At 35.8% G+C, this 9,050-nt stretch carries 6 protein-coding genes; 5 read left to right on the forward strand and 1 reads right to left on the reverse strand.

The annotated features are described in order from the left end of the window. Window positions 1-13 precede the first annotated feature (13 nt). On the reverse strand, window positions 14-3,094 hold the full coding sequence (locus tag G5W_RS0112520; RefSeq protein WP_010097128.1) for an ATP-binding response regulator: 3,081 nt from the start codon (window positions 3,092-3,094) through the stop codon (window positions 14-16). Between the two features lie 257 nt (window positions 3,095-3,351). On the opposite strand from G5W_RS0112520, the gene G5W_RS0112525 reads away from it, so the two are divergent. The 5 genes from G5W_RS0112525 (at window position 3,352) to G5W_RS23970 (ending at window position 8,384) form a co-directional block, all read left to right on the forward strand. Beyond that, on the forward strand, window positions 3,352-3,948 hold the full coding sequence (locus G5W_RS0112525; RefSeq protein ID WP_010097129.1) for a 50S ribosomal protein L25/general stress protein Ctc: 597 nt from the start codon (window positions 3,352-3,354) through the stop codon (window positions 3,946-3,948). Window positions 3,949-4,379: 431 nt separating this feature from the next. Next, a complete protein-coding gene (locus G5W_RS21105) occupies window positions 4,380-5,936 on the forward strand; it encodes a spore germination protein (RefSeq protein ID WP_010097130.1) in 1,557 nt (518 codons plus the stop codon). Beyond that, the gene (locus G5W_RS0112535) at window positions 5,933-7,051 is read left to right on the forward strand and encodes a GerAB/ArcD/ProY family transporter (protein WP_010097131.1); all 1,119 of its coding nucleotides are present in this window, start codon (window positions 5,933-5,935) and stop codon (window positions 7,049-7,051) included. The genes G5W_RS21105 and G5W_RS0112535 overlap by 4 nt, the downstream gene beginning before the upstream one ends. Then, window positions 7,032-8,222, forward strand: a complete 1,191-nt coding sequence (locus G5W_RS0112540; RefSeq protein WP_010097132.1) for a Ger(x)C family spore germination protein — start codon at window positions 7,032-7,034, stop codon at window positions 8,220-8,222. The genes G5W_RS0112535 and G5W_RS0112540 overlap by 20 nt, the downstream gene beginning before the upstream one ends. Window positions 8,223-8,228: 6 nt before the next feature. After that, entirely contained in the window at window positions 8,229-8,384 is a 156-nt protein-coding gene (locus G5W_RS23970; protein ID WP_010097133.1) for a hypothetical protein, read from the forward strand. Window positions 8,385-9,050: the final 666 nt, after the last annotated feature.

The raw sequence follows: 9,050 nt of genomic DNA on the forward strand, positions 1-9,050 counted from the left end.
ACGTACACACTGTTCATTCCTTTTTTGGTATATGAAAGCTTACCTTAGTACCTTGATTAGGTTCACTTTGAATAATAAGTCCTTTTCCGTAAAGTTGTTTCAAGCGGGTATCAACGTTTCGAAGCCCTACACTCGTTCTCCCGTCTTTGTTTACATCGCTTAAGAGCTGGTTAGTCCTTTCCTCGGTCATTCCTATACCATTATCAGTTATAGAAATATCGATATAGGTTAATTCCTCTTTTAGCTGTATAGTAATAGTTCCTCCCTTAGGTAATTTTAGAATACCGTGTTTAACTGCATTTTCAACCAGGGGTTGAATAGATAGAGGAGGAAGAAATAAATCAGTATTACTATCGAGCTTCCATTCTATATTTAATCGATTCGCGAATCGCGTTTGTTCAATATATAAATAAGAACGAACTAAGGATAATTCACGCTCCAACGGGATTACGGGATCTGTGTTATGAAAGTCAATGCTTAATCGTAAGTATTGACTAAATTCGGAAAGAAGTTTTTGCATCTTTGCGATATCTATCTCACCTAGTGCTGCAATGGAATTCAGTGTATTAAATATAAAATGTGGCTGAATCTGCGAATGTAACCATGCCCCTTCCATGCGAATATGTTCTTCAATGGTGACTTTCAATGCTGTTAACGCTTGGACTCTAGCCTTTAATTCCATAGAATCAACTGGTTTTGTAACATAGTCATTTGCCCCAGATTGAAAACCTGCTAAGATATCCTCCGTCCGTGCTCGTGCTGTTAACAGAAGTACAGGAAGCTCGGAAATAGAAAACCTTTCACGAATCATTTGAGTTAACTCATATCCAGATATGTGTGGCATCATAACATCCGTAATGACAAGGTCATAAGCATCTTCTTCAAGCTTTTTAAGTGTCTCATGTGGATTCGTTATCCCTGTTATCGCATATTTACCGTCTCTGCCAAGAATGGAATGAAGGATATTTATATTAACAGGGTCATCATCAACAACTAGGATTTTTAGTTTTCCTTGAATATCCTCGTTATCTACATGCTTTAAATCCGTTATAGTTGTCGCTATTTCATTTTCCATTAGGATAGAAGGATGATTGTTGTGTTCTATACTGACATCCCCATCTTTACTTATAGGTAGTGTAAAGGTAAATATAGACCCTTTACCTGGGCTGGATTCAACCCAAATTTCGCCCTTATGCAATTCCACTAATTGCTTACAAATACTTAAACCTAACCCAAAACCACCACTAACCCTCTTATGATTCTCAGAAGTTTGCACATAGGGGTTGAAAATATCAATTAAATCATTTTTCTGAATACCAACTCCTGTATCCTCTATATGTATATAGGCTTTATCACGCTGGGTAGTAGCTCGTACCATTATATCCCCTTCATCTGTATATTTTATTGCATTATGAAGTAAATTGAAGATTATTTGGATGAGTCGAGTCTCGTCTGCTAATACATCAGGGAACCCATCCGGAATTTTCACGTGTAGTTGAATAGGCTTTCCCTCGATCATGAATTTAGCCATATCGGTCACTCCAGAAACAACTGATGGTAATGAAGTCTTTTGGATATTTAATGGTATTGTCTTTTCCTTCAATCTTGTTACATCCAGTAAGTCGTTTAACATAAAGGACATCCGTTTACCAACATTATTCAGGACTGAAAGTTGTTTCCGATGCTCGTCATGAACAGGTTTCGTTTTGTCCTCCAGGATTGTCTGAATAACATTTGTAATAGCATGTAATGGATTCCTAAGTTCATGCGAAGTATTAACTAAAAATTCGTCTTTTCGTTTATTCTCCAGACGTAGCTTTTTTGCTAATTGCTGTGCATCAGATGCAAAACGAGAAAAGCGTTTAAACCAAAAGGCTGCAAAACATAGTAAAGCAATAATTAAATCAAATGGATAATGCAGCGTTTCGATAGAAAAGTAATTATGGATGAGGGTCCAAATAATATTGACACCTATACTGAGACATCCAAGTAGCAAGAAAAGGCTCTCTCCCTTATGGATGGTTGCTTTTCGAAGTAATGATGTTGCAACAATTATCGAACAGATAAAAATGACATAAAATAGTACTTTTGTTGAAAGTAAGATGCTTCTAGGTGATGCAACTGAAATAAATAGAGCATATAGTATACAAAAAATTGTATAATACCTTAATAATAATTTGTTGGACTTTATAGGGAATAATTTATTAATTATTAATGGAATTAATAATCCTACCCCTACATAAGAAAGAAAGGTTATTCTCACTACCAAATCATATTCAACGGAGATCAACCTAAATAACAATTTATCATCCGAAGTTAACACGCTAATAATTGCGCATATGAGCATGATGGAAAAATATAACAACCCTTGTCTTGGTCTGAAATTCATAAAATACATGATAGCCGCATAAATGCTTTGCAAAAGTAATACACCACAAAGTAATAACTGTAAGCCGATTGATAGATTGGTTCGGTATTGGATGGAATCTAACGTTCCCAAATAAATTGGCTTCAGAATACCGCCACTGCTTCGATAACTGGTAGCGTGGATAATTAGCTCTATTTCATTACTGTCAGGCTTGAATGAGACAGTGTAGGGAACATTGCTTCCTATATAACTTTCTAATTCAGTGGCAGGCTGACCAGATTCCCCAACTAGTTCTCCATTTACATAAGTAGCTGTTGCATTATTATATTTTTGGTTGATTCGTAGTCCGAAGATTTCCTTAGTATTATTATCTATTAAAATACGTAATCTATAGGTACCGTAGTAGAAGGAGCTAGAGTCTTCATCTTGAAACTCTGTATTCCAGCTGTTTGGTACTGTTATATGCCCGGTAGATTTGCTTTGGAACTCTTCTGTTGTTGTGAAAAATTCGGATGGATAAAACTCCCATTCCCCATCAAGACGAAGAGATTTTTTATCATTGAATTCTATTCCACGTAAATCAAGTATGCCCTCCTTTGCAATTGGAGTATCTTCGTAGTTTATAGTGGTTAAGAAGTGCATCCAAGATAGACGAATGGCAGTTAGTACGCACAGGAAAATAAGTATAATGAATGCCCATTTATGTCGTTTCATAGTTTTTTTCACGGAAGCTATCAATCCCCAAAATTTCTATTTTTTTCTATCATATAATAGAAAGGATGGTAAGTCACTCGTAGGATTAGTGGTTTATATTTATTATTACATCTAATATTTATATGCCCCCAGTACGGGAGCAAATCTAGCATAAGTTTGAAATAAAAAATGGGTTAGGTATAATTATATTGTAGGTATTTTTCATACTTATGAGACATTTAATAGAAATGAATGTCTAAGATTAATAGTAATAGGAAGGTGGTTATAACGTGACTACATTAGTAGCTCATGAGAGGAACGATTCAACTCGGGCTGATTTGAAGAGGCTGAGAAGTAATGGGGAAATCCCTGCAGTAGTTTATGGAAGTGATATTAAAACAGTATCTATTTCGATTAATAATTCAGATTTACTGAAGGCATTAAGGAAAGGTGGCCGTAATGGTATTATCTCTTTAGAACTTAATGGGAAATCTAAGGATGTTTTGTTAAGAGATTACCAGAATGATAAGATCACTAGAGACATACTACATGCCGATTTTCTGCAAGTAAACAAGAACACAGAAATCGACACAAGAGTTAGCGTCGTGTTAAAAGGAACATCGAAGGGTGAAAAAGCTGGAGGAATAGTGAACCAAGTACTTCACGAATTAGATATAACAGCAAAAGCAGACGATATTCCAGATACTTTTGAAATTGATATCACGAAGTTCGAAATCGGCGATACGGTTAGTGTGGGAGATTTAAGAAAAGAATATAGCAACTGTACTATTCATCATGAGGATGAAGAGACAATCGTATTAATTGATTATGTAAAAACTGAAGTGAAAGAAGAGGAAGAAAGTGAAGTTGAAGCATCGGGTGTTTAATTCTTTACTCAAGGAATAAGTAGAACCGAAAAGAGTGTGCAAACTCTTAACATACAACACCCGAAAACCTCTACAATACCATGCGCCAACATGGTATATCAATATAACGTTTCTAGTATAAATAGTATGAATAACGAAGTCAATATAGAGGATGGGATTTTGAAGAGTTTTCAATTAAATGGTTTGATTTAATTTAAGAAAATGGTATTTGAATTTAGAAAAGTAAAGCAGCTTCATTGGTTAGGAGTGATTAACCAGTGAAGCTGTTTTTTATACATAAAGCTACCTATATCTAATCCAAAACCTTATACAGCAGACACTAACGATAACTAATATGATTCGATTCAAACTTTTTCCATTCAAGTATAAAAATACCGATAAATGGGAAACAGAAGGAGAGCGATATTCTTGAAACAGAGGGGACTATTTGGATGAGACGTCGGCTAGTTAAGCAGAATGAACAGGTGAATAATCAAGAGAAAAGTCAGCCATATAACCCTGCTAAATTAGATAGCAATTTAAAAGAAAATATCCTACAACTCAAGAAGCTATTGGATGAACCTAATGATCTAATTATTCGAGAGATAGCTGTAGGTGAAGATAAAGTCACAAGTGCCATTATATATATCGATGGATTAATTGATAAGCAGCTGGTTCAGTATAGCATCATCGAGAATTTACAGAAACTGTCTGTTAACTCGCAATTACCAAAGGAAAACATGGAGCTGTTCGATGGAATATATCAAACTTTCATTACCATTAGTTCCATTGAAAAAGGAGAAACACTTGAAGACATCGCAAATGCTATTCTTTCCGGCAAAACAGTATTTATCTTAGATGGTCAGGCAAAGGTAATGCTGATGGATACGAAAGGTGGCGAAAGTCGATCTGTTGAACAGCCAACAGCAGAAAACGTCGTACGTGGACCAAGAATAGGGTTTAATGAGAATTTAGGAACTAATATCGCTCTCCTTAGAAAAACAGTACAGAATTCCGACTTACGCTTAAAGACTTATCAACTTGGTAAGCAGAGTAAAAGAAGTCTTATCGTAGCATATGTGAATGGCATCATTAATCCTATTATTGTAAAAGAAGTAAATAGCAGGTTGGAAACTATTGATGTTTCCGATGTACCAGAGTCTGGGTTTGTTGAACAATGGATAGAAGATAGCTTCTTATCCCCCTTTCCGCAAATCGATAGTACGGAAAGAGTAGATAAGGCAGCAGCTGCACTTCTACAAGGTAAGGTAGTAATTTTATTAGATGGAACGCCACATGTTTTAGTTGCCCCTATGACACTGGGAGATATGTTAAAATCTCCAGAAGACTACTATGAACGGTGGTTAATAGGTACATTACTCCGGTTATTACGTTATGTTGCTGCATTTATCGCGATATTTCTACCAGGATTGTACATTGCTTTGGTAACCATCCATTCAGGGATGCTACCGACTGACTTAGCTTTATCGATTGCTGCATCAAGAGAGGGAGTGCCATTTCCCCCAGTTGTGGAAGCCTTTCTAATGGTTATTACAATGGAACTGTTACAAGAGGCAGGAATTCGATTGCCTAAACCGATTGGACAAACTATCGGCATTGTTGGTGGATTAGTAATAGGTGATGCAGCAGTATCAGCAGCGATTGTCAGTCCAATTATGGTCATTGTTATTGGATTAACAGCTATCGCCGCCTTTGCCAATCCTTCGTTTAGTACTGGGATAACATTCCGTATTTTACGTTTTGGGGTCATGATAGCTGCCTCCATATTTGGGTTATATGGAATTGTATTGGTTTACATTATGCTAAATATCCATGTAGTCAATTTGAAAAGTTTTGGTATTCCTTATTCGACTCCATTTACGCCAACTATGGTTGGGGATTGGAAAGATTTAATTTTACGTGCGCCAATAACAATGTTAACGAGAAGACCAAAGTTTTTAGACCCGGAGGATTCAAAGTCTGTTAATAAAGGGGTAAAAGATTCATGAAATCTTTTAAAAATGGCGATGAGAAAATTAGTGTTAATGAATTAATGATTGCCATCCCCTCTATGGTAATTGGTGTTGGTATACTCTCATTACCTAGAGTTATAGCTGTAGAAACAATCGGTTCAGATGGATGGATTGCTCTTGCAATAGCTGGAATAGCAACTGTTCTAATGGTTTGGTTAATGGCCAAATTAGCAGCAAGTTTTCCGCATCAGCCATTTTTCTCTTATGCTTCTCTTATCGTGTCAAAGCCTGTAGCTAAAGTTATGACGTTCATCTTTGCAATACTATTTATTGGTGTGGCAGCTTATGACATTCGAGTCCTTGGGCACACGTCACAGCAGTATTTATTTGATCATACACCGGTAGAGGTTGTAAGCCTATCGTTTTTGCTTGTTGTTGTATATGCAGTTGCAGGGTCACGGGCAGGATTGTTTCGATTGAATATGCTGTTTTTACCGTTGATTATTTTTATATTACTATTTGTACTGGTAGTTAATTTGAAATGGATTGATGTTTCAAACTTATTACCAGTGTTTAAGACAGATATTAAAGGATATTTAAAAGCGGTTCACACTAGTTCGTTATCTTATATCGGTATAAGTATTGTCCTATTTTATATGGCTTTTGTTGACCGCCCCCATAAAGCACCTAAAGCAGCAATGATAGGTATGTCTATTCCAATCATATTGTATATATTAGGTTACTTGTTTTGCATAATGGTTTTTGGACATGCTGCGACTTCTCATTTACTTTTCCCAACCATTGATTTAGCGAAGAGGGTAGAGTTACCGGGAGCTATCTTAGAAAGAATAGAAGCTGTCTTCTTTGTCGTTTGGACAATGGGTGTTTTTACCACGACCGTAATGGCATTTGATATTGCCATTTTAGCATTACGATCTGTTTTTAAGCGAATTAAGAAAATGACACTAGTACTATTTTTAAGCCCAACCATGTACTATCTATCCATGGTTCCTAACGATAGCAGTCAAATTACAATATTTGGTGACATACTCGGCAACATTACCGTTATTTTTTCCTTTACAACCACGATAGTATTAATTGTAATCGCTAAGATAAGAGGAGTAGGAAGTAATGACAAAAAGACTAAGTAGGGTCATGGGCAGTTTTCTTGTCCTAATTTTACTATCGAGTTGCTGGGATGCGGTAAATATTGAGGAACGTGGTTTTATTATTGGGATGGCGATCGATTTATCAGAAGACGGTAAGAAGGATGGAGAATATCAGTTAACACTTACGAATCAATTTGCTGTTCCACCAGGATTAGGTACTCCTAGTCAAGGTGGGAGTGGAGGGGATAAAGGGTTTATGAACATCTCCTCAAGCGGTACTAGCTTGTACGCAATTGCCCAGGATCTGGCTAATCAAACCAATAAGATGCCATTCTTTGAGCATCTGAAAGTTGTCATTGTATCAGAAGAGGTAGCAGCAATTCCTGAACTTTTTGCTAATGTAATGGATGTATTCATCCGGAACAGAGATACAAGAAGAGGAATTAAAGTGATTATTGCGAAGGGTAAAGCAATGGATATCTTAAATATCCAACCTGAGAACGAGCAGGTTCCTGCACGGTATATCAATAAAATTCTTGAGAATAGTCTTTCAAAAACTGGTGAGATGAAGCCAGTAAAGGTCGGCGATATTCATGAGTTTTTACTTCTAAGAAATAGCTTTGTATTATCGGAGGTGTCGTCTGATGGTACGAAGCTTCATTTTGAAGGAGGGTCCGTATACAAAGGGAGTGATAATAAGGTAATAGGGAGTTTAAATAAACAGGATATGCTAGGGTATGAGCTGATAACCGGTCAGGCTGTACAAGGGCCAATTGTTTTTACATATAAAGATAAGTTAACCGCCTATTCAATTAGGGAAGCAAATAGCAAGGTTAAGATAAAAGTGACAGATCCAGAAAATATCGATATCCATGTAACCATTAAATTAGAAGGAGAGATACAGGAAACCTTTGGAAAAGTGATTATTCAAGATAAAGGGGTCATACAAGCATTAGAAAAGGAGATTTCGAATAAAGTAACAGAAATTGCTAACCAATCTATCGAAAAAGCCCAACAAGAAATAGGGGCAGATATCTTTAATTTTTCCGAAAACCTACATAGACACCATTATAAGATATGGAAAAAGATAAATCAGGACTGGGATCATGGTGAAAATTACTTTTCAAAAAGCAATATCAACGTGACGGTAAAAACAGAGGTCCGCTCAGATGGTGTAGTGGATGAGTCTAAAAATAAAACCATCGAGGAGTGAGAATTTTTGTGGGATTTTTTATTAGGTTTTTTACCTGAGAAATTAGTGTTTTTTTGTTCACTGCTAGCATTCGCAGTTCCGTTTTCCGTTTATAAAATAAATCAGTTACTTCATAAGCATGGTGATCCACCTTGGAAGAAGGATAGTAATGCTGAGGGTTGATAGATTCGATATGGAGACCTCACAAAAGTTGATAAACTTTTGGGAGGTCTTTATTTATTTTACATATAGATATATCGATTTATTCATCTTTTGCCCACTTTAGATAAGGACTTGGCAATTTGTTCTTTTTAAATAATATTCCTCATCCTTAGTCCTGGGACAAGGGGCCTGTCCCCGTGTCCCGATTAACATGTAGAGGCACCGTGTTAAATCGCGAGAGTTTTTCTAATATTATAATTTAATTATTATGCTGTAGCCAAAAAATTGACTTAGATTCAAATGAAATATGTATGATGATTAAATGAAATAAAGTAATATATCGGATAAACCAATTACTATTTAGATTTTCCTATAAGCAATAGGTCTAGTATCCAAGTTTATACTTTTTCTCTGATGCATTGTCAAGAATTTTTACATCATTATTAGGTTCCTGAGAGTGAGTAAATCTTTCATTTTTACATGTAATTTGTAGAAGTATGCTTATTAAATTTTCACTTAACCAAGCAATAGCATAGAGTTTCTTTTAATTGAAAAATTCTATTTATGACAAAAACAAATATAGACAGAATTAAAAGTATGAATTAACATTTCCGATAAACTACTGAAGATTAATACCATATAAGTTAAAAACTATTCATCTTTTGACAACTTCTTTAGTGTGTACGT

The organism is Ornithinibacillus scapharcae TW25 (assembly GCF_000190475.1).
GTDB lineage: Bacteria > Bacillota > Bacilli > Bacillales > Amphibacillaceae > Ornithinibacillus > Ornithinibacillus scapharcae.